The following is a 20,793-nucleotide window of genomic DNA, read 5'->3' as shown; positions in this document are numbered from 1 at the left end:
ACAGGCTCATCTTCGTCATCGGTTCAATAAAGTCCAGCTCACGCCGCAGGCGGCGGCCAGCACGCCGGCGCCGGCCAGCCATGGCCAGGGCTTCCGCCACAAGCGCGGCTTGCTGGCCAGGGTATCGCTGGCGGCCAGCGCCACGTGGCGCCCGCTGACCTGCTGCCGCCCTTCGCCATACGCCACCATCAGCGCCTTGTGCGCCATGATGTTGATCAGGCGCGGGATGCCGCCGGAAGCCTGGTACAGCTTGCGCACGCCGCCACGGCTGAACAGGCGCGCGCCATCGAAACCGGCCACGCGCAAACGGTGCGCGACATAGAAATCCACGTCGTCGCGCGACAAAGGCCCCAGGTGGTAGTGAAAGGTGATGCGCTGCGCCAGCTGGCGGATTTCCGGCAGGGCCAGCTTGACGTCAAGTTCGGGCTGGCCGAACAGCACGATTTGCAGCAGCTTGCGTTTTTCCGTTTCCAGGTTCGTCAGCAGGCGCAGCGCTTCAAGGCTGTCGACGGGAATTGCCTGCGCTTCATCCAGGCACAGCAGCACGCGCTTGCCTTGCGCCGCCAGGTTGAGCAGGCGCAAGTTGAGGGATTTGAGTAGCTGGTGTTGATCCGCCTCTTTCTCCAGCAATACATCGAGGTCGTCGGCCAGCGCCAGGATCAGCGATCGGGGCGACAAGTTAGGATTCGGGATATAGGCCGTGACGAAATCCGGCCCCAACGATTGCATGAACTTGCGGCACAGAAAAGTCTTACCGGTACCCACTTCGCCAGTGATCTTGATGAAGCCCTCGCCATTGCGCGCCGCCACCAGCAAGGTGTTGAGCGCCTTTTGCGACTGCGGGCCGTTGAAGAAAAAACTGGTATCGGGCGTGAGGCCGAACGGCGCCTCGCGCAAGCCGAAATGGGCCTGGTACATTTAAGGCCGCTCCGATGGCCGGCGCGGGTCGAGCGCCTCGATGCGTTTGCCCGATTCCAGCAAGTCCTGGTTCCAGCTGTTGGCGCCCTCGACGATGGTCGGCTTGATCAGCACCACCAGTTCGCGCTTCTGGATCACCTGCCCCGTGTTGCGGAACAGCGCGCCCAGCACGGGAATATCGCCCGCGCCCGGCACTTGCGAGCGGTCCGACGTCGTCGCCTGGCGCATCAGGCCGCCGATCGCGACGATGCGGCCATCCTGGCTGCGCACCATGCTGTCCATTTCGGACGTGCTGGAAGCGGCCAGCGGCAGTTTCAACGAGCCGGCGCTGCCCAGGTCGATCTGCTTGTTGACGGTCGTCACCTGGCTGACGGACGGGTGCACGTGCAGGATGATGTTGCCCTGCTCGTCGATCTGCGGCGTCACGTCGAGCACGACGCCGGAAAAGAACGGCTGCAAGGTGACATTCGGACTGGAAGTGGTGCCGCCCGTGGTGCCCGTGGAGGTCACGGTGGTGCTCACGCCCGTGACGAAGAATTCGTCCGTGCCTATCTTCAGCACGGCCTTCTGGTTGTTCATGGTGGCGATGCGCGGACTCGACAATACATGCACGGCTCCCTGCGATTCCAGGAAAGTAATCATGGCGGCGAAATTGGCCGTCTGGAAAGCCAGGCCAAACATCGAGCCGGCCGCATTCGCCGCCGAACTGAGGCCAAAGCCGCTGCTGGCCGTCAAGCCGCTGCCATTCGTCATGTTCGGCGGCTGGCCGCCGTTGAACGGCAGCGGCGCCAGGGTAGCGCCTGGCTGGATGAAGCCCGTCGAGATGCGGTTCGTGTGGCCGCTCTTGATGGAGGCGAACGAGGCCCAGTTGATGCCGGTCTGGAAATTATCGTTCAGTTCCACTTCGAGGATCTTGGCTTCCAGGATCACCTGGCGGTCCACCGACAGCTGGGTTGCCTTCAGGTACAGATCAACGGCGCGCAGCTCATCGGGCATGCCGCGCACGACGACGACGCCGGACTGCGGGCTGATCACCACCTTGCGGCCGTCGGCCGTGCCACCGATGATGGCGCCCAGCGATTCCTTCAGCTCAGCCCAGAAATTACTGTCGGACGTGGTACTCAGGTTGGCGCTGTCCTGCACCACTTGCTGGCCCGACTGGCCCGGCTGCTGCGGCTGGTTCTGCTGTGCCGGCTGGCCGCCGTTGCTCCCGCTCTGACCGCTGTTGCTGGTGCCCGCATTCGACACCGACGTCGAATTGACGCGCAGGTTCGACATGCCCTTGCGGTTGCCTGTCAGGTAATTGACCTGGAACATGCGGGTTTGCATGGTGAGCGGCCGTATCGTAATGCGCGTGCCCTCGACCTTGTAATCATAGCCATACATCTCGCGCACGGCGTCGAGCGCCTCGAACAGGGTCACATCTTTCAGATTGGCGGAAATACTGCCCTGCACATCCGGATGCACGAGCATGTTGTAGCGCGTGCCGTTGACGAGCGAATGAAAGAACTGGCGCGCCGGAACGTTGTTGAACGCGACGTTGAAGCGTTCATCGAGTACGCCGCGCGCCTTGGGCAGCTGCGCGGCCAGCGCGGACGCCGGCGGCAGCAGCGCGTTTTCCACCGCGTCGGATTGCGCCGCCGGGCTGGTGGTGGCGGCCGCGCCAGCCACCTGCTCCTTGATCGCGTTATAGGTGTCGCGTTTCACAGGCGCGACGTTGCAGGCGCACAAGCCCGCTGCAAGTCCCAGGACACCAGCCCGCTTGCTTATTTCAAGTATCTTCCGCATTCCCGCCTTGTGTTTATTGGGTGACATGAACCTATTTCCTTCGCACATGCATTGCATCATTTGCGTCGACCGTCTTCGGATACAGCCGCAGCGTTTCCAGCGTCTTGCCGCGCCGCAAAGTCACGCTCGCCTCGCCGATACCGACGACGACCGCGCCGCCCAGCTTGTCGCCCGCACGCACGCTGCGGCCGTCGATCACGGCCAGGCGCCGCCCGCCAGGCTGATTGGAAATCAGCACCGATTGCAGCTGCGGCCGCGCCGCGCCGGCAGAAGCCGTACCGCCCTGGACGGATGCCGCATCGGGCGGCCGCGTGGGATCGGCCAGCGTCTGGGCAAACAGCCCCGGCGCCAGCGCCAGCAACGCGCCCGCCAGCACCATATAGCGACCGGCGCGCATCACAGCGCGATCCATTTCTCGTCCAGGCTGAGGGTGTACAAGGTCAGGCTCAGCGTGGCATTCGGATACTGCTCGACTTGCATGTTGACCTTGCCCCAAAACACATGGGCAGGCATGGCCTCGACGGCATCCATATAATTCACCATATCCAGATAATTCCCGCGCAATACGATTTCCACGCCATGACGGTACAGCAGGGCCGGCGCCTTGGCCGGTTCGGATTCCGCTGGCGACTTCGCGGCAGGCGTGGCGGCAGGCGCGGACGCGGATATAGCGGCGGCATGACCGCCCTGCCCCATGGCGCCCGATGGCAGGGTAGCCAGCGACACCAGATGCAAGCGGGCCTGCTGTTTCAGCAATTGCTGCAGCATCGGCACGATGCGCTCGGGCGCCACCAGGCCATTTTGCGTCGATTGCAAGGCATGCCGCATCTGCTGGACTTCCTGCCTGATGCGTTCGAGCCGGATGCGGTCCTGCTGGTCCGGGTCGCCCGCATGCGCGGCCATCCTTTGCGCCACCTCGTTATCGATGGCCGCGACAGCCTGCTGCCGCTGGGCAATCGTGTCGGCCAGCGCCTTGCGTTTGGCCAGCTGCGGATCAATGAACAGATAAAAGGCCATGAAGATCAGCAGCGCGGCGCTGGCGCCAAAGATCATGATCCGTTCCCGCACGCTGAGCGCATCAAATTTCAGCGCGAATTTTTGCCATTGCTGTTTCATTGCTTGACCGCCCCTGCGCCGCTGGCGGGCGCCGCCGACGATTGCAAACTGAATTCGATAAAGCGCGGCGCCGAGGCTGCCACGGCAGCGACCGGCGCTGCGCCCGGCGACACCGGCGCGGAAGCGGGGGCAGCGGGAAGCTGAGCGGTGGTCATGTCGAGGCGCGCGAACGATTTGCCCTGCAAGGCCGATTCCCTGGACAAGGCGCTGATGTACTGGGGCAGCAAGTCCGGCTGTACGACCCGCCCCTGCAAGCCGATCTCCTTGCCGGCGCCGGCGATGCTCGCCCCCGTCAGCCACAAACCGTTGACCCTGGCGCGCGCGAACGCGCGGAAATAATCGGCATAGCCGTGCGTATTGCCCAGTTCACCGCCCTGCAGAATCTGGCCCGCTTCCTGCAAGGCGCTGCGGTCGGCCTCGGCCTGGCTCAGCGCGCCCGCGATCAGCGGGTCCTTGCCGCGCACGGGAAACCGCGCAAAGACATCGGCCCGCCGCGCCTCGCGTGCGTCGAGCACGACCTTGGCGTCGGCCGCCGCCCGCTCCAGCGCGGCCACCTGGCGCGCGCCAAACCAGACCAGCGCGGCACTGGCGGCAAGGACCAGCCCCAGTCCCTGCAGCAAGCCCACCGACGACAGCGCCTGCTTCTGCTTTTCAAACGCAGGGTTGAACAGATTGATTTGCTGGCTCACGCTGGCGTCTCCTCCTGCCGCAAGGCCGCACCCAGGGCCAGGAAGAAGCGCGCCTGGCCGGCGGCGGCCGACAGGTCCGGCACCTTGGAAAAATCAAACAAGGTCGTCAGATCCAGCGCCTCGACCGGCATGTACAAATTGTCCGCCAGATAAGCATGCAAGCCATCGCTGCCGGTGGGCGCCAGGACCAGCCTGGCAACGGTAATAAAATGGAATTGACGGTCGAAATGATCGAAGGAACGCTGCAGTTCCAGTGTGATCTTGTCGTAACATTGCTGCCGCAGGGTGTCGCTGGCATCGGCCAGTTGTGCCACGGTCACGTCGATGCGGCGCGCCAGATACAGCTCCCCATCGAACGTCACGGTCAGCAGTCCCCCTTCGCTATCGAACGACAGCATGGCCAGGCCCCGCCCCTGCGTTTCCATCAAGCCTGCGATATTTCGCTGGGCCATTTCCGGGATATCGATGACCGACAGGGCGATCTTGCATGCGCCATACAGCGCCTGGCGCTGGGCCAGGGCGGCGTTGCGCGCCGCGACGGCGAACAGCGATTGCGCGCGCCCCGGTCCGTTCTTGTCGGCTGGAATATCGAAGACGTCGACGGTGGCATCCGCCGCCGGAAAGTCGATCATGTCTTTCAGGCGCCAGCGGACGGCGGTCTTGAGTTCCTCCGGCGGCACGTTCGGCGCATCGAGCGTCAGCAACTGGTACTCGCCCGCGCCGAGCAAGGTGGTGTTCCGATAAGACTGGGCGTGCACATCGCGGTTCATTTTTTCCAGGATGGCCGCCGCCAGCGGCTTGCGTCCCGCATATGTGGCCACCGCCTGCACCAGCGGCTTGTCGTCCGCGCGCCGCTTGACCACGGCGGCGCACACACCTTCCGCTGAGAATGATGTCGCCAGCCAACCCTCGTGTTTTTTTGCTTTTGCGAATAAACCCATGCCACCGATCCAGAGAATGAAATGCGACGACAGCGGTGTCGTCTGAATGATGCATTGAATCAATTTTAATTCATCGCAGGTATGAACAGGTTAAAAAAGAAACAATTGACAACACATTTTCAGGAAAACACCACGAATGTCACGACGCGCCGGAAAATCGCCCGCCCTTCAATACATTTCGCGTAGATACAGTACGGGTTCGCTCTTGAATGCGCCGATGGTCTGGCGCGCCTGTCCCGGCAGGTAGGGGATCAGCGACTGCAAGGTGAGCGTGCCTTTTTTGGTCACGGATGCGGCGGGCTTGGCCATCAGCACGCTGCCGGCGCCCAGCTTCAGCAAGCCACTGTCGAGCGGCAAGGTGGTGGCGGCCGGCAGCTGGGCATCCGTCAGGTTGAGGTAATTGTTCAAGACGAAATTCTTGCGCAGCAGGGCCGTGCAGTTGTCCAGCGTATTGGCCGCATACGCGCTACCGTTCCAGTATTGCGCGGCCAAGGGCACCAGCAGCGCGCGCTGTTCCGAACCGTACATATTGTTGATGCGCAGGCGACCATGACGCAGCCGGGTATCGCCTATGGCGACGCTGGCGGCGGGTGCGACCGCCAGGCCATTCACGCTGGAAATGAGCGCGCCGTCGCTGTCGCTGATGCCCACCACCAGCGAAAAATCCTCGTATGGGCCATCCTGACCGCTGGCCAGCCGGTTAAAGCTGTGCAGTACCGTAATGCCGGTCGCGCCGCTTGGAATGTCCTGCTGCAAGCCAGGCGCGGCGAGCGTTATGCTGCCCGCGCCGGCAGTGCCGGCCTGCACCGTGTAGATGGCGCCGTCGCCGCCGAATTTGATCAGTTCGCCCGCCGACAGGCCGCCGCTGCCTGCCACCACCACTTGCGTGCTGCCGGCGGCATAGGCGGCGCCGTCGGTCGAGTAGGAACGCCCGCTGCGCCCCTGGCTCCACGCGAAGGCGGGCAAGGCTGGCGCCAGGCGGCCGATAGGCAGTGCCGCCCCGGCATTGGCCGCGCCCACGCTGACGCTGGCGAGTCCCGGATAGCCGCTGCCGTAACGCGCGAGGATCTGGTTACTATTGCTCAATGCCGTCGCGCCCAGCACGACGCCCAGTTCGCGCTGGCCCATATAGGTGAAGTCGCCGCAAGCGCCGCTCAGCGCACCCGTGAGCGCGTAGTGGTCAGGAAAAAAGCGGCCGAAGACGGGCGCCGGGGTTTGCGCCTGGTTGGCGATATTGCAGCCGAACTTGCCATTCGCGACTGTATTGCTGCTACTGCCGATGACGCAATCGCCGGGCTGGTCGACGCTGGTGTAGGCATTGTCGAGCACCGCCTCGGGCAGCATGCGGAAGGTGCCGACATCGCCGTAGGTCACGCCGCTGTTGCTGGCCAGCCCGCTGGCCAGCACCGCCTGCCCCAACGGAAACGGACTGGCATTCGAGGCCGATGCGAGGCGGTCGGTGTAGTCGGTGGCACTGAGGAAACCGGTAATTTTCTGGCCAGCAAGGGAGTTATCGACCAGCGGCGTGCCGTTATAGCCGGCCACGGCGGTTGCGCCAACGGTAAACTGGGCGCCCGCCGCCAGGCTGGGTGTGCCGCTCAGGCCGCTGTTGCTCATGTTGGAACTGAGCGTGAACTGCTGCGGCCGCACCGCGAAATTATCGGTCGAACATCCCACATTGGCGGTGCCGCACACGGCTGCCGTGCAAGTGACGCGCACGCGCACGTCGCGGTAGGCGCTGTACCGGGGCGCCACGGCGGCAATGGCGCTGGCCGGAATGCTCACATTGGTGCTCGAATAGCCGCCCGTGAACGCCACCAGGCCCAGCGGAATCACCGCGGTCTGGGTGAGCGGGCAGTTATTCGTGCCCAGCACCACGCCGGTGGCGGTATTGACCAGCAAATCCACGGTGGCCGCGCCAGCGAACGTGTTTTCCAGGCTGGCATCGGTCTTCAGCTTGACCAGGTCGAGCTTGAAGGCCGTGTCGGCCAGCTTGGTATTCAGGCGAGCATAGTTCAGGCTGCTGGTACTGGGCACGCAGCGCGGCGACGTCGCCTCGCAGGCGTTGAAGCGCGCCACGGCGCAGGCCTTGATCACCAGCGCCTGGTCTTCCTGCTCCGTAAACTGCCCATCCGTCACATTCACGCTGACGGTGGCCGCCGTTCCGCTGCTCAGGCCGAACACGGCCTGATACTCGCCGTTGAACAGATAGGTCGCCACACCGTCGTTCAGCGTACCATTGACAAGCACGCCATAGCCCGAGATCAGGGCCCAGTCGCCGATGCCGTTCGAGGTGCTCAGCTGGATTTGCGTGGTGTTGTTCGGCATCACGATATTGTTGTGATTGACGTCATGCGCCGTGACCGTGACCGTGCTTTGCTGGCAGGTCAGGCCGGTGCCCGTGTTCGTCACCGCGTAATGGTTCAGGCAGCCTGCCTGGCTTAGATTCTGGTCGCGCTGCACCAGTGCCAGGCCGCCCTCGTAGTTATAGGCACGCAACTCGTCGATCGCGCCATCGGTGGAGTTGCCGCTGCCGTTCTGCCCCGTGAATGCGCTGCGGTTGTCGCCGATAAACAGGGTCCCGATGCGCGGCGACACCACCGCCGCCGTGGTAAATGCCGTCTCCTTTTGCAGCACGCCGTCGACGTATATGCGCAAGTGGTCGCTGTTGGCGGCGGCCAGCGCATTGAAGCTCCAGCTCACGGCGATATGCTTCCAGGTGCCGGCCGCCACCGTGTTGGCGGCCGTTTCCACCGTGCGCACGGTGCCCAGGCTATCCGTGACGACGAAGCGCAAGGCGCCCGTGCTGCGCCGCACGAGAAAAAACCATTCATTGTTCATCTGCGTGGCGTCGAGCAGCTGCGCATCGCGCGCGCCGCTGCCGGACCAGGCTGTATTGGCCTTGTACCAGAACGTGATGGTGCCGGCGCCGCCCATGTTGCCCGGCACGGACAGGGCGCTGTCGATCGCATCGACGGCCGCAGCGCTGGTATTGAGAGGAAAGCTGGCGGCACGGCAGACGCGGCCGGCGGCGATGGTCTGCGCGCCGCCCAGCACCGTGCCGTCGCGCCCGTTACCGCTGGAATCGCTTACCTGCCCCGGCGTATTATTCCAGCTGGGCTGCTCCATGCGGTACTCGATCACGGGGCGGGGAATATAGAACTTGATGGCGGAATTGCTGACCGGAAAGCCTGTCTGCGGCGTGTCGTAATCGTTGCTGTCGGCTTGCCAGCCGATCTGTCCCAGCTTGGCGGAAGGCCCCGCCACGGCAGCGCCGTACTGGTAGACGAATTCGCCGTTTTCCTGCAAGATCAATTGCAGGCTGTAGGAGCCGGTCGGATTGGCGCCCGTGGTCCACTCCGGCACATTATTCCACGTCACGACAAAACTGCGGTACGGCGCCGTGCCGACGGTGGCGTAGCTGATATAGCAGGTGGTGCGGCTGGCGCAGGCAGTATTGTAGGTCGGCAATTCCAGCTTCGAGGTGGGATCGAGGTCGTTGCCATAGATGCGCATGGTGTAGTTCAAGCTGCTGTCCGGATACGGCAGCGTCTGCACCGGGCTGCCGTAGCCGCACGTGACGTTGTTATTGAACTGCACCCGGCCATTCGTCATCACGCGCAGGCTGCTGAAGGCCACGCCCGAATACATGAAGTTAAAACCGATGGGCAAGGCGTCGCTGAGCGTGTCGTCGAGGATGGGCGGTGTAGTGCCGCAGCCGGCGGCGCCATTGAATTTGTACGGCGAGGTGTTGTAGCCTAGCCTGGCATGATTGCTGGCGTCGATCCAGTTGTAGGCAAAACTGGTATTGGCGTACGTCACTGCGTGTGCCGGAGTGCAGCACAGCATGGCCAATATGGCCAGCAAGGCCATGCGCCCCAGTGCATGTATCCATCCTGCCGTGACTGCCTGCATGTCGCTCCTTTGGTTTGCCTCGCCTAAAACTCCGCCTGCACGACGCGCTGCACGTAATCGGGATTGTTGGTGGCGTTGGCGGTGGCGCAGACACCGCCAACGCCGGGCTGATTGCACGCCGTGGCGGTCACCTGGTAGCGCGGCACCACGCCAGCGCTCTGCGTGCAGCGCACGGTGACGGAAAAGCCGGCCAGCGCGCCAGTCGCGGGCAAGGCAAAGTTGCTGCTGGCGGCGCAACTGTTATTGACGCGCTGCTGGTACAAGCCCCACTCCATGCCAGCCCGGGCCGCCTGGTAGGCGCGCGCGCCCTGCACGTCGAGCGCCGACTCGGCATGCTGCATGGTCGAGATGGAGAGCAGCGCCACGCCCAGCGCGGACAGCACCACCAGCAGGAAGATGGCGGTGACGATGCTGAAGCCGCGCGCCGGGCGGCGCGGCGGCCGTCGAGGCGGCATCGGGATGGCGGGATTGGCTGTCGTCATGGCGAATTATTGACCTGTGCCTGCTGCACCAGCGTGATCTGGCCGGCATTGCTGCCGGGCGCGCCCAGGGTCAGGCCGATGCTGACCAGGCCGCGCTGCACGTTGGCCAGCGTCGTGAAAGAAAAACCGCAGCCGGCAACCTGCATCGCCATCAGCGCTGCCGACGGCGCGCTATTGAGCGGCGCGGCGGTGGCGCTCACCGGCTGGGCGGGCTGGATCGCATAGCCCGCATAGCGCGTCAGCGTGCCGGTGCCGTTCGCATTCGGCGCGCAGCGATAGGTGACGGCCGTGCTGACCACCTGGAAACGATAGCTAAGGGAAGGCATGGACGGCGTTTGCGCAACAAAAGGGTTATTCGCCAGCGTCACGTTGGTGTCGCTGATGGAAACGACCTGGGCGCGGTTGCATTGCCCGCTGCAGTTATAGGCATCCACGGGCGGCTGGCCGCCCAGATTGTTGACGACGATAAAGTCGCCGGCCACGATGGCCTGCAGGCCGGCAGGCACGGCGCCCACGATGGTAAACACATTGGCATTGGCGACCGGCGTGCTGGGATCGAAGGCCAGCACATTGCCCGGTATCACGCTGAGGTTGTCGTCTTCCGACAGGTAGCGCCCGCCCGTCTTGGTCAGCAGCAATTCCAGATAGCTGTCACTTCCATTGCTTGTCACGCGCACGCTGTTGGGCAGCGCCAGGCGCACGTCGCGCGCGATGCGCCGCGATGCCAAATCGGCGGCATCGGCCAGTTCGGCGCGGGCGTTTACATCCAGGTAGCCTTGCACGGGGGCGCGGATGAATACCGTCACAATCCCGGCCACGATGGCCGTGATGATGATGACCACGATCAGTTCGATCAGGGTGAAACCGTGCTGCCGGGGGCGTAAAAAAGGCATCATGGGACGGCATTGCCTGCGTAGCGCGTGCGGTAGCCAGCCAGCACCAGTTGCTGATTCGTGCCGTAAGTCACGGTGACCGTGACGCGCAGCACATTCATATTGACGGGCGTGGTGTCCGCAGGCAAGGTGGCGCCTGCCGGCCCCAGTCCCGCATCGGGGCTGATGACCACGCTGACCGCATAGCCGGCAGGAAAGCTGGTGCCTGCCGCGTCCTCCGTGTAGTTCACGGGCGTATTGAATGCGCGCACGTAGTCGCTGACATTGTAGTAGGGCCGCCCCGTGGCGGGCACCGTCGCGCTGACATTCTGCGGCGTGTTGCAGCCGGTGGGATTGGTGGCAGCGTTGAACGGCGCGGCATTCGTCGCCGCATCTGCGGCCGGATCGGCGAGCGGGTCGCAAAACGTGAAGCGCGCCATGGTCACCTCTTCCAGCATGCCCTCGGCCAGCGCCAGCGCCTGCTTGCGCAATTGCGGATCGACGCTGCTGGCGGTGGTGCGGGTAAATATCTGTAACAGGCCGACGACGGCGACTCCGACCACCACGATAAAGATGGTCAGCTCGATCAGGGTCACGCCGCGCTGCGCCATCCTGCGCTCCGGCAAGACGGCTCTCCTAATAATGGACATAGCCGGTCTCCCCTTCGACGACGATGTTGCGCGTCATGCCGCCGCTGATGCCGATGCTGACGCTGGCGGGAAAGCTCGAGACGGGCTCGGCGTCGGCCGCCTTGAACGGACGGCCCAGGGCATTGAAGTAAAAAGCGGCGGCATCGGCCGGCACGCTGTAGCTGATATTGCCGGGCGCCGCTTCGCACAGCCACGCCGTGTCATTGGCGCAGGCGGCCAAGGTGGCTTTTCGGCCGCTATTGCCGCCCGCAGGCGGCAAGACGCGGTTGGGCGCGTCGCAGGCAGTATTGAAACACAGGGCGATGCGGCTGCCGTTGAGCTGCACGAAGACGGGCCGGTTTTGCGCGATCGCCAGTTTTTGCGCATAGCGCAGCATGCTCACGTTTTGGTCGGCAAAGCTGCGCACATCAAAACTGTCTTGCTGGAAGAAACGGGGAGCGGCCACGGCAGCCAGCAGCCCACCCACCAGCAGCACGGCGACCAGTTCGACCAGGGTAAAGCCGCGCTGCCGCCGCTCACTGGCCGGCCCGGCAAACATCAAACCTGCTGGAGACAGCATCGTGGACTCGCACCTATGGCAATGAGCGGCATGCCGGCTGAAACATGCCAGGAAGAATAAAAAACGCCTGGCAAGCCAGGCGGGTCGCCTGCGGCGCGAATCGCCGCAGCAGGCGGGAACTACGTCCTTAACAATTCGGAGAAGCAGTGGTCGGTACGGGCCCCACCACCGGCGCGGCATTGGCAGCAGCAGCGGCCGCATAGGTAAATGAACAGCTGGCATGAGCGGCGTCAGCGGCGATTGTTAACGGGCCCGTGCCAGTCACGCTAAAATCCGGTGCCGCAATGCCGGCTGCCGCGAGAATACCGGCAGCGTCAGCGGTAGGATAGCCGTTCGCCAGAGTGATGGTAGCGCCTTCCATGACCACCGAGGGCGCCGTGGCAATCGCACCATTGACCAGCCATTGCGCATGAGCCAGGGCTGCACCCGCCTGCACCGAGGCACGGGCGCCATTAATTTTAGCCAGGCGCGCGTCTGCCGACAAATTGATAAAACGGGGAATCGCGGTGGCCGCCAAGATGCCGAGGATGACGATGACGACGATTAACTCGATCAGCGTAAAGCCCGCTTGGCCACCTTGTTGAAAACGACGAATTGACTGCAGTTTCATGCTGATCTCCAAAAAATCAAAAAACAATGCTGGCAAAATTTGCCGACAAAATAAAAAACTATTTCAGCCCACCGGCCACACCCAACTGTATCAACGTCACATCGGGCGCATCCGGGATTGAGGGCTGAGCGCGCGTAGCGGACGCTTGCCGCAAGCTTACCTTGAATCGAAGCAACTCGGAACGGCCAAGGCCGAAAGTGTTGCCTCGATTTAATACATATATTAATTCTGCATTACTTCTATTAAAAAACCAATGACTTTGAGGAAGTTTTTCTATCTGCGGCGCCGTATATTCACCCAGATAATTAGGCGGCTTTTCCGCCAGCCAATCGATGGGGTTTTGCCCCGCCAGCGCCGGCAACTGATTTTGCCGGTCCGCCGCATACAGTTCCAGTACTTTCATGCGCAGACCCGCGCGCAGCGCCAGCACCGTTTGCTGCACGGCGACCCGCTCGGCCTCCTGCTGCACCGCTACCAGCCGGCTCAGCAGCACTGCAGCCAGCACGGCAATGACGGACACGGCAACGGCCAGTTCAAACAGGGTGAACCCCGTCTGCCTTGCCCTGCCTGCCACGCTGTTGTTTTTTGGCGAAATGCACGACCTCATTTATGCAGGGCCACCTTGCCCAAATCCCACACCGGCAAGAAGATACCGAGCGCCAGCACCAGCACCAGCACGCCAAGAAAAGCGATCAGGATGGGTTCGATCTGCGCGGACAGGGTCTTCAATTCGTAATCCACTTCGCGTTCGTACATCTGGGCGATTTCATTCATCAAATCATCGAGCGAACCGGATTCTTCGCCGACCGCGATCATTTGCAGCACCACCGGCGTGAAGACGCCCGCCGTCACCGAGGTGCGCAGGATGCTGTCGCCGCGCTCGACGCCGTCGCGCATCTGCTCCACGCGGGCGCACAGATAAGCGTTGTCCACCGTCTGCGACACCACGGTCAGCGCCTGCACGATGGGTACGCCGCTGGTGCTCGACAGGGCGAAGCTGCGTGCGAAGCGCGCCATGGTGCCTTTCAGAATGATCTTCCCGGCGATGGGAAAACGCAACTTGTAGCGGTCCCACGTGTAGCGGCCCCTGACCGTGCGCAGCCAGGCCCGGAAAGCGGCTATCGCGCCGATAGTCATTGCCAGCAGCAAAGGCCAGTACGCCACCATGAAGGCCGACGTGGCGATCAGGATGCGCGTCATCAAGGGCAGTTCGGCGTTGAAGCTGGCGAACACCTTCACGAACTGGGGAATCACGAACATATTGACGACGACCATGGCGATGAGCATGGCCACGATCACGAAACTGGGATAGCGCGTGGCCGACTTGACGCGCGCGCGCATGTCGCGGTCGAATTCCAGGTGATCGAACAGGCGCAGGAAGACTTCATCGAGGCGTCCCGTCATTTCGCCCACGCGCACCATCGACAGGTAGAACGGCGTAAACACCGTCGGATGGCGCGCCATGGCGGCCGACAGTTCGCGTCCCGCGTCGAGCGACTCGCGCACATCCTTGATGACGCGTCCGAAGGCGGGGCTGATGGCGGACTCCTGCAAGCCGGCCAGGCCGCGCATGATGGGCACGCCCGCCTTGAGCAGGGTGTACAGCTGGCGGCTGAACAATTGCACGTCCATCGAGCTGACTTTTTTCTCCGTCAGCCGTTGCCACCAGCCGATATCGGCGCCGGTGGTGGCGGCTTTTTTGGTCGCCAGGATTTCCACCGGCGTCGCCCCCGTGGAAAACAGCTGATCGGCCACGGCGCCGCTGTCCGCGCCCTCCATCACGCCGGTCAGCAGTTCGCCGTTGGCATTGCGCGCCTTGTAAGCAAAAAACGCCACCTCAATCCTCGCTCTGGTTGCTGATGCGCATCGCTTCCATCACCGTCGTGCGGCCCTGCACCACCAGTTGCACGGCGTGGCGGCGCAAGGTTTCGCCGGCCATCTGCGCCGTCGCCACCTTCATGAAGTGCGATGGATCGGCATGGTTGGCGGCATCGGCCACGGCGCGCGTGATTTCCAGCAATTCGTACACGCCCGTACGGCCCCGGTACCCCATGCCGTTGCAATGCGAACAACCCTTGCCGTGGAAATACTGGTTGCGCTCGACCAGCTCGCCCAGCTCCAGGCGCAGCCATTCGTATTCGTTCGGCGTGGGCTGGTACGGCGTGCTGCAGCTTTCGCAGATCACGCGCACCAGCCGTTGCGCCAGCACGGCTTGCAGCGAACTGCCCACCATGTAGCGCGGCACGCCCATGTCCATCAGGCGCAGCGGCGTGCTGATGGCGTCGTTGGTATGCAGGGTCGACAGCACCAGATGGCCCGTCATGGCGGCGCGCAAGCCGATTTGCGCCGTTTCCTGGTCGCGCATCTCGCCGACGAGCACGATGTCGGGATCTTGCCGCAGGGCCGAGCGCAGCACTCTGGCAAAGTTCAGCTCGATCTTCTCGTTGACCTGCACCTGGTTGACGCCCGCCAGCCGGTACTCGACGGGGTCTTCCACCGTGATGAGCTTTTTTTCCACCGAATTGAGTTCGGACAAGGCGCAGTACAGGGTCGTCGTCTTGCCGCTGCCGGTCGGCCCCGTCACCAGCACGAGGCCGTTCGGGCGGCTGACGATGGCGCGGAACTGCTGCACCAGCTTGGGCGGCATGCCGATGGCGTCCAGGCGCAAGGTCGTGCCGCCCTGGTTCAGCAGACGCATCACCACCGATTCGCCGTACTGCGTCGGCATGGTGGAAATACGCACGTCGATGCGCTGGTTTTTCACGCGGATGGCGAAGCGGCCGTCCTGCGGCAGGCGCTTCTCGGAAATATCGAGGTCCGACATCAGTTTCAGGCGCAGCGCCAGCGAACTGGCGATCTTGCTGTCCGCTTCCGTCTGCAGGTGCAGCACGCCGTCGATGCGGAAGCGGATCTGCAGCCGGCCTTCCTGCGGTTCGATGTGGATATCCGAGGCGCGCACCTGCGTGGCATCCTCGAACACCGATTGCAGCAGCTTGACGATGGGCGCCTCTTCCAGACCCGGATTGGCGGCCAGCGCGCCGAAGTCGACGGACACGTCGCCCAGATCCTGCTCCAGCTCGCGCGTCAGGGTCGAGATGTCTTCCGTGCGGCGGTAGATGCGGTCGATGGCGGCCAGCACTTCCGTTTCATTGACCACGGCCAGTTCGATCTGGCGCTTGACCAGGCGCGAGATTTCATCGTATGCGAACAGGTCTGTGGGATCGGACATGCCGACCAGCAAGCCCTCGCGGCGGTCTTCCAGCACCAGCGCGCGGAAGCGGCGCGCCTGGGTTTCCGGCAGCAGCCGCACCAGTTCGGGATTGATGTTGAAAAACTTCAGATTGATGTAGGGAATATCGAGCTGGCGCGCCAGCGCGCCCGAAATCTGCTCTTCCGTGACGAAGCCGTGCTCGACAAAAACGCGGCCCAGCTTGCGTCCCGAACGCTTCTGTTCCGTCAAGGCCTGGCCCAACTGTTCTTCCGTCAGCAACTTCTGCTGCACCAAAATTTCACCGAGCCGGACTTTCTCTGGCCTTGCCATTGCTTACTCCTCGACAAACAAATTCCACAGAAGATACACGCCCGCGGCGCGCACAGGCATTTTATTCCAGAACCTGTTGTTTCTTAAAGAAAATACATTCCATCATTTGATTTTTGCGCATTTCAACACGATGCAAGGAAACACTTGCCGCCCGCCTGCGCCCATGGCAATAATGGCGGTCGTTCACCGTCTTGCCTGCCGCCCATTGCCCCTATGAACGCCTGCGCCATCGAATTCCATAACGTGCATCTGCAACTGGCGGGCAGCGCCGTGCTGCGCGGCGTCGACCTGCAGGTAGGCGCGGGCGAACTGTTCGGCCTGGTCGGCGTGAATGGCGCGGGCAAGACTTCCCTGCTGAAATGCCTGCTGGACTTTTGCACGCCCGAGCGGGGCGACATCGCCATCTTCGGCCAGCCGCATCGGCACGGCGCGGCGCGCCAGCCCCTGTCGTTTCTGCCGGAACGCTTCCAGGCGCCCCATTACCTGACGGGTGGCGACTTCCTGCGCTACCTGGCGCGCCTGCACGATGCGCGCCCCGATGCGCACGCCGTGCAGCAAGCGCTGGACGCGCTGGACCTGGCGCCGGACGCCTTGCTGCGCCCCGCGCGCACCTATTCGAAAGGCATGATGCAGAAACTGGGGCTGGCCGCCTGCATGCTGTCGGGCAAGCCCCAACTGGTGCTGGACGAACCGATGAGCGGACTCGACCCGAAGGCGCGCGCGCAATTCAAGCAGGTGCTGCGGGAAGCGCACGCACAGGGCCGCGGCGCCCTGCTCACCTCGCATGCGCTGGCCGACGTGGAAGAATTGTGCGACCGCATGGCCATCCTGCATGCGGGCCGCATCGTATTTACGGGCACGCCCGCCGAATGCCGCGCCCGCCATGGCGGTACGGAAGACGCCAGCCTGGAGCAGGCTTTTCTCAATTGCATCGCGGCATGAACACCGACACGCAGGTTTCCAGCCACTACGCGCCTTCGCCGCACGGCATGTATCTGCGCCATTTCGGCTTGCGCACGGCGCCGTTCGGCATCACGCCGGACCCCGCCTTTTTCTATCCCGGCAATACGCGGGGCGAACTGCTCGATGCGCTGCTGTATGTCGTCACGCAAGGCGAAGGCATCATCAAGCTGACGGGAGAAGTGGGCAGCGGCAAGACCATGCTGTGCCGCATGCTGGCCGAACGCCTGCCGCCCCAGGTCGACGTGCTGTACTTGCTCAATCCCTGCCTGGAGCCGGATGAAGTCCTGCACGCCATCGCTGCCGAACTGGGCCTGGAACTGGACGGATGCCGCGCCGATGCCGCGCTGCGCTCGCTGCACGGCGAGCTGATCGCCCGGCATGCGGCCGGGCGCCAGGTGGTGCTGCTGGCCGAAGAGGCGCAAGCCATGCCGGGCGCCACCCTGGAAGCGCTGCGCCTGCTGACGAACCTGGAAACGGCCAGCCACAAGCTGCTGCAAATCGTGCTGTTTGGCCAGCCGGAATTGCAGCACACCTTGGACTTGCCCCAGTTTCGCCAATTGAAGGAACGCATCACCCACAGTTTCACCGTGCCGCGCCTGCCGCAAGCCTTGCTGAACGATTATCTGGCGTGCCGCCTGGCCGCCGCCGGCCGCATGGCGCCGCTCGTTTTTACGCCTGCCGCGCTGCGCCAGCTGGCGCGCGCGGCGCAGGGCATCGTACGCAGGGTCAATATCCTGGCCGACAAGGCCTTGCTGGCCGCGTTTGCGGACGATGCACAGGAAATCAGCGCGCGCCATGTGCGCCTGGCCATTGCCGACAGCCCCTTCCACCGCCCGCCCTGGCATGCGGGCAAGCTGCTGGCGGGCGTCTTGAGCGCCCTGATGCTGCTGCTGGCCGCTGCACTGCTGTGGCAATGGCTGGCGCCGGGCCAAACAGCGGCTATCCCGGCCCCGGCTGCCGTCCCACGCGCACCGCTGCCAGCGCCGTCGACGCTGCTCGACAGCAAGCTGGCCGAATCGCGCGACTGGCTGGCACGGCAAAGGCCGCAGCAACTGGTGCTGCAAATCGCCAGCCTGCCCGCCACCGAAACGGCCGCGGCGGAAACTTTCCTGCAGCAGGCGCAGCAAGCGATCGGCCTGCGCGACCTCCACGTGTTTCGCCTGCCTGGCGCAGCGCCCGCGAGCGCCGCCGCGCGCCTGGTCGTCGTCTACGGCAGCTTCGCCGACCGGGCCAGCGCCGATGCCGTCTGGGCCAGGATCGCACCCAAGTCGCCACAGAAAATATTACTGAACGACATAGATAGTATCCGCACGGAAATGAAATCCACGGCACCGCTACAAACGGCGCGTGGCACTCCCTGACTTTATTTCGGTATATTGCCTCCAGGGCCCGCACACCCGATTGCTTTTAGGCGATCATGCTGGGTAAAATTACAAAAGCACAACATGACTTCAAGGGCGAACTTTTCATGAATCAACACCCTATTCCTGTGCTGACCTCCTGGGTCGCCCTCGCCTGCGGCACCGTGCTGTCCGGCTGCGCCACGCATCAAATGCCGCTGTCGCCTGCCCACATCAATGCCCCGCCCCGGCCAGTGGGCGCCATTCCCGAACCGGTGCAGCAAAGCAGCGCGCTGGCCGCGCCCCTGCCTGCGCCCAAAGTGGAAACCTACAGCGTCACTGTGCACAAGGTGCCCGTGCAATCGCTGCTGTTTGCGCTGGCGCGCGACGCGGGCATGAATATCGACATCCACCCGCAGATTGAAGGCAGCGTCACCCTGAATGCGCTGAACCAGACCTTGCCGCAACTGCTGGCACGTATCGGCAAGCAAGTCGATATGCGCTACGAAATCGATGGCAAGAACCTGACGGTGCTGCCCGACGCACCTGTATGGCGCAATTACAAGATCGATTACGTCAACATGGCGCGCAGCACCAACAGCAGCGTGAATATCGCTACGCAAATTTCCACGGCGGGCGGCGGGTCGAACAACGCCAGCAATCCGGTTGGCGGCACGCAAGGCAGCGGCGGCAATGGCAATAACAATTCGACCACCCTGGTCGTGAATCGTTCGGAAAATAACTTCTGGTACAGCCTGGAAAAAAATATCCGCGACCTGTTGCGCGACACCACGCTCAACGACGTGCAGATCGACCCGCTGGCGCAGCTGAACCAGCAATTGACGGCCGCACCGGGCAATACGCCAGGCCAGCAGGTAGCGGGGCAGCCAGGCCAACCGGGCCAGCAGCAGAACCAGGGCGGCAACCAATACGGCAGCCAGGCGCCGATGCAGACTGGCGGCCAGTATGCGCCAGGCCAGCAGGCACCGAACCAGAATGCGAATCCTGGCCAGCCGCTCGACGCGAACGGCCTGCCGCTATTAAAACTGGCCAACAAGGGCAGCCCCTCGTCCGTCGTCGTCAATGTGGAAGGCGGCTTGATCGCCGTGCGGGCGACAGGGCGCCAACACGAAAAGATCGCCGAATTCCTCGACGCGGTATTGCACAGCGCCAAGCGGCAAGTGCTGATCGAGGCCACCATTCTTGAGGTGCGCCTGAGCAATGAATACCAGCAAGGCATCAACTGGTCGCGCCTGACGGGCAGCTTGAGCCTGACGCAGAAGCAGGTGGGCACTCAGGCGCTCAGCAGCGGCGTCACGCCTGGTTCCACGCCCGGCATCTTCGTGCTCGATTACCTGAAGGACAGTTTCCGCACCACCATCCAGCTGCTCGAATCGTTCGGCAAGGTGAAAGTGCTGTCCAGTCCGAAGATCAGCGTGCTCAACAATCAGACGGCCATGCTGAAGGTGGTCGACAACAATGTCTTCTTTACCATCAAGGTGACGCCTGCCGTGATCAGCTCGACGGGCACCATCACCACGCCGGCCACCTATGAATCGAAACTGGAAACGGTGCCTGTCGGCTTCGTCATGAGCGTCACGCCGCAAATTTCCGACAGCGATGAAGTGACCTTGAATGTGCGCCCCACCATCACGCGCATCGTCGGCTACGTGCAAGACCCGAATCCGGCCCTGGCCACGGCCACGGCCACCGTGATCAGCAAGGTGCCCGTGATCCAGGCGCGCGAGCTGGAATCGATCATGAAGGTCGGCAACGGCCAGATCGCCGTGATGGGCGGCCTGATGCAGGATTCCATCGACAATGCCAAGGATGGCGTGCCGGGCCTGTCCAGCCTGCCCTTGGTCGGCAATTTGTTTACCTATCGTAATGAGGCCAGCAGCAAGACAGAGCTGGTGATCTTCATGCGCCCCGTCGTGGTCAAGGATGCCAGCATCGAAGGCGATTACCGCGACTACCGTTACCTGCTGCCCGGCCAGGCGCCGCTCAACAGCCAGCCGTACACGGATGGCGCGCCGGCGCCAGCCGTCCAGCCGCAGGCACGCCTGCAGGGAGACGTCCCATGAGCTTGTTGATGCAGGCGCTCAAGAAAGCCGAGCGCGCCAAGCAGAACAGCCTTTCCGACGAAGAACTGGAAAAGCCGTCCGAAGCCTACGACCAGGTGCTGGAACTGGCGCCGGCCGACGCCCTGCCGCCCCGTCCCGCGCCAGTTGCGCCACCGCCCGCGCAGCCGGCAAGCAGCTTGCGCCTGGAACCGCTGCAGGACGCTCCCGCGCCGCAGCCCGAGTCCAGTGGCGCGCAGCCCGGTTCACAGCAAGGCACGCAAGCTGGCCCGCCCCCCGAGCCGCCGCGCGCCCGTCCGGAACCGCCGCCTGCCAAGCCACGCGCCAG

General features: G+C 63.6%; 18 protein-coding genes and 1 pseudogene. 4 read left to right on the top strand and 15 right to left on the bottom strand.

What is annotated here, in order from left to right; all coding sequences use genetic code 11:
* Nucleotides 1–15: 15 nt before the first annotated feature.
* The 15 genes from CBW66_RS26865 to CBW66_RS26795 all read right to left on the bottom strand — a co-directional run bounded on the left by CBW66_RS26865 (nt 16) and on the right by CBW66_RS26795 (nt 16,081).
* Nucleotides 16–918: an ExeA family protein gene (locus CBW66_RS26865; RefSeq protein ID WP_086140725.1), complete on the bottom strand. Its 903-nt coding sequence runs from the start codon at nt 916–918 to the stop codon at nt 16–18.
* Nucleotides 919–2,706 (bottom strand): pilus (MSHA type) biogenesis protein MshL, encoded by a 1,788-nt coding sequence (gene mshL / locus CBW66_RS26860; protein WP_086140724.1) that lies wholly within the window; start codon nt 2,704–2,706, stop codon nt 919–921.
* Nucleotides 2,707–2,737: 31 nt separating this feature from the next.
* Nucleotides 2,738–3,118, bottom strand: a complete 381-nt coding sequence (locus tag CBW66_RS26855) for an MSHA biogenesis protein MshK (RefSeq protein WP_230492207.1) — start codon at nt 3,116–3,118, stop codon at nt 2,738–2,740.
* The gene (locus tag CBW66_RS26850) at nt 3,103–3,822 is read right to left on the bottom strand and encodes a type II secretion system protein GspM (RefSeq protein ID WP_086140722.1); all 720 of its coding nucleotides are present in this window, start codon (nt 3,820–3,822) and stop codon (nt 3,103–3,105) included. The genes CBW66_RS26855 and CBW66_RS26850 overlap by 16 nt, the downstream gene beginning before the upstream one ends.
* Nucleotides 3,819–4,511 carry an MSHA biogenesis protein MshA gene (locus CBW66_RS26845; RefSeq protein ID WP_086140721.1) on the bottom strand — a complete coding sequence of 231 codons (693 nt, stop codon included), beginning with the start codon at nt 4,509–4,511 and terminating at the stop codon, nt 3,819–3,821. The genes CBW66_RS26850 and CBW66_RS26845 overlap by 4 nt, the downstream gene beginning before the upstream one ends.
* A complete protein-coding gene (locus CBW66_RS26840; protein WP_086140743.1) occupies nt 4,508–5,452 on the bottom strand; it encodes an agglutinin biogenesis protein MshI in 945 nt (314 codons plus the stop codon). Before CBW66_RS26840 ends, CBW66_RS26845 begins: the two co-directional genes overlap by 4 nt.
* A 168-nt stretch (nt 5,453–5,620) precedes the next feature.
* A complete protein-coding gene (locus tag CBW66_RS26835; protein WP_086140720.1) occupies nt 5,621–9,367 on the bottom strand; it encodes a LamG domain-containing protein in 3,747 nt (1,248 codons plus the stop codon).
* Nucleotides 9,368–9,390: 23 nt separating this feature from the next.
* Nucleotides 9,391–9,849 carry an agglutinin biogenesis protein MshP gene (locus CBW66_RS26830; RefSeq protein ID WP_086140719.1) on the bottom strand — a complete coding sequence of 153 codons (459 nt, stop codon included), beginning with the start codon at nt 9,847–9,849 and terminating at the stop codon, nt 9,391–9,393.
* Nucleotides 9,846–10,745 carry a prepilin-type N-terminal cleavage/methylation domain-containing protein gene (locus CBW66_RS26825; protein WP_086140718.1) on the bottom strand — a complete coding sequence of 300 codons (900 nt, stop codon included), beginning with the start codon at nt 10,743–10,745 and terminating at the stop codon, nt 9,846–9,848. The genes CBW66_RS26830 and CBW66_RS26825 overlap by 4 nt, the downstream gene beginning before the upstream one ends.
* Complete coding sequence (locus CBW66_RS26820) at nt 10,742–11,347, bottom strand: hypothetical protein (RefSeq protein WP_230492208.1); 606 nt, start codon at nt 11,345–11,347, stop codon at nt 10,742–10,744. Before CBW66_RS26820 ends, CBW66_RS26825 begins: the two co-directional genes overlap by 4 nt.
* Before the next feature lie 10 nt (nt 11,348–11,357).
* A complete protein-coding gene (locus CBW66_RS26815; RefSeq protein WP_086140717.1) occupies nt 11,358–11,930 on the bottom strand; it encodes a Tfp pilus assembly protein FimT/FimU in 573 nt (190 codons plus the stop codon).
* A 127-nt stretch (nt 11,931–12,057) separates the two neighbouring features.
* Nucleotides 12,058–12,540: a type II secretion system protein gene (locus CBW66_RS29750; RefSeq protein ID WP_086143011.1), complete on the bottom strand. Its 483-nt coding sequence runs from the start codon at nt 12,538–12,540 to the stop codon at nt 12,058–12,060.
* A gap of 58 nt (nt 12,541–12,598) precedes the next feature.
* Nucleotides 12,599–13,147 carry a type IV pilin protein gene (locus CBW66_RS26805; RefSeq protein ID WP_086140716.1) on the bottom strand — a complete coding sequence of 183 codons (549 nt, stop codon included), beginning with the start codon at nt 13,145–13,147 and terminating at the stop codon, nt 12,599–12,601.
* Nucleotides 13,144–14,376 carry a type II secretion system F family protein gene (locus tag CBW66_RS26800; protein WP_086140715.1) on the bottom strand — a complete coding sequence of 411 codons (1,233 nt, stop codon included), beginning with the start codon at nt 14,374–14,376 and terminating at the stop codon, nt 13,144–13,146. Before CBW66_RS26800 ends, CBW66_RS26805 begins: the two co-directional genes overlap by 4 nt.
* 1 nt (nt 14,377) lies before the next feature.
* Complete coding sequence (locus CBW66_RS26795; RefSeq protein ID WP_086140714.1) at nt 14,378–16,081, bottom strand: GspE/PulE family protein; 1,704 nt, start codon at nt 16,079–16,081, stop codon at nt 14,378–14,380.
* A 213-nt stretch (nt 16,082–16,294) separates the two neighbouring features.
* Here CBW66_RS26795 and CBW66_RS26790 point away from each other — a divergent pair, with 213 nt between their 5' ends.
* The 4 genes and pseudogenes from CBW66_RS26790 to CBW66_RS26775 all read left to right on the top strand — a co-directional run.
* Nucleotides 16,295–17,023 (top strand): ABC transporter ATP-binding protein, encoded by a 729-nt coding sequence (locus CBW66_RS26790; protein ID WP_086140713.1) that lies wholly within the window; start codon nt 16,295–16,297, stop codon nt 17,021–17,023.
* The gene (locus tag CBW66_RS26785) at nt 17,020–18,405 is read left to right on the top strand and encodes an ExeA family protein (RefSeq protein ID WP_230492209.1); all 1,386 of its coding nucleotides are present in this window, start codon (nt 17,020–17,022) and stop codon (nt 18,403–18,405) included. Before CBW66_RS26790 ends, CBW66_RS26785 begins: the two co-directional genes overlap by 4 nt.
* A 107-nt stretch (nt 18,406–18,512) precedes the next feature.
* A complete protein-coding gene (locus CBW66_RS26780) occupies nt 18,513–20,468 on the top strand; it encodes a type II secretion system protein GspD (RefSeq protein ID WP_086140739.1) in 1,956 nt (651 codons plus the stop codon).
* Nucleotides 20,465–20,793 (top strand): annotated as a pseudogene (locus tag CBW66_RS26775) (hypothetical protein); the annotation flags it as partial. The gene CBW66_RS26780 and the pseudogene CBW66_RS26775, both read left to right, overlap by 4 nt.

Origin of the sequence: Janthinobacterium sp. GW456P (assembly GCF_002127655.1) — a bacterium.
Taxonomy (GTDB): Bacteria; Pseudomonadota; Gammaproteobacteria; order Burkholderiales; family Burkholderiaceae_D; genus Janthinobacterium.
Note: the sequence above shows the minus strand (reverse complement) of the source record. Positions and strands in the feature narration are given on the sequence as shown.

Excerpts from the sequence above, each read along its gene's own strand:
- CBW66_RS26865 (WP_086140725.1), bottom strand. The coding sequence starts at position 918 with ATGTACCAGGCCCATTTCGGCTTGCGCGAGGCGCCGTTCGGCCTCACG.
- mshL (WP_086140724.1), bottom strand. The coding sequence starts at position 2,706 with ATGCGGAAGATACTTGAAATAAGCAAGCGGGCTGGTGTCCTGGGACTT.
- CBW66_RS26855 (WP_230492207.1), bottom strand. The coding sequence starts at position 3,118 with ATGGATCGCGCTGTGATGCGCGCCGGTCGCTATATGGTGCTGGCGGGC.
- CBW66_RS26850 (WP_086140722.1), bottom strand. The coding sequence starts at position 3,822 with ATGAAACAGCAATGGCAAAAATTCGCGCTGAAATTTGATGCGCTCAGC.
- CBW66_RS26840 (WP_086140743.1), bottom strand. The coding sequence starts at position 5,452 with ATGGGTTTATTCGCAAAAGCAAAAAAACACGAGGGTTGGCTGGCGACA.
- CBW66_RS26835 (WP_086140720.1), bottom strand. The coding sequence starts at position 9,367 with ATGCAGGCAGTCACGGCAGGATGGATACATGCACTGGGGCGCATGGCC.
- CBW66_RS26830 (WP_086140719.1), bottom strand. The coding sequence starts at position 9,849 with ATGACGACAGCCAATCCCGCCATCCCGATGCCGCCTCGACGGCCGCCG.
- CBW66_RS26825 (WP_086140718.1), bottom strand. The coding sequence starts at position 10,745 with ATGATGCCTTTTTTACGCCCCCGGCAGCACGGTTTCACCCTGATCGAA.
- CBW66_RS26815 (WP_086140717.1), bottom strand. The coding sequence starts at position 11,930 with ATGCTGTCTCCAGCAGGTTTGATGTTTGCCGGGCCGGCCAGTGAGCGG.
- CBW66_RS29750 (WP_086143011.1), bottom strand. The coding sequence starts at position 12,540 with ATGAAACTGCAGTCAATTCGTCGTTTTCAACAAGGTGGCCAAGCGGGC.
- CBW66_RS26805 (WP_086140716.1), bottom strand. The coding sequence starts at position 13,147 with ATGAGGTCGTGCATTTCGCCAAAAAACAACAGCGTGGCAGGCAGGGCA.
- CBW66_RS26795 (WP_086140714.1), bottom strand. The coding sequence starts at position 16,081 with ATGGCAAGGCCAGAGAAAGTCCGGCTCGGTGAAATTTTGGTGCAGCAG.
- CBW66_RS26790 (WP_086140713.1), top strand. The coding sequence starts at position 16,295 with ATGAACGCCTGCGCCATCGAATTCCATAACGTGCATCTGCAACTGGCG.
- CBW66_RS26785 (WP_230492209.1), top strand. The coding sequence starts at position 17,020 with ATGAACACCGACACGCAGGTTTCCAGCCACTACGCGCCTTCGCCGCAC.
- CBW66_RS26780 (WP_086140739.1), top strand. The coding sequence starts at position 18,513 with ATGAATCAACACCCTATTCCTGTGCTGACCTCCTGGGTCGCCCTCGCC.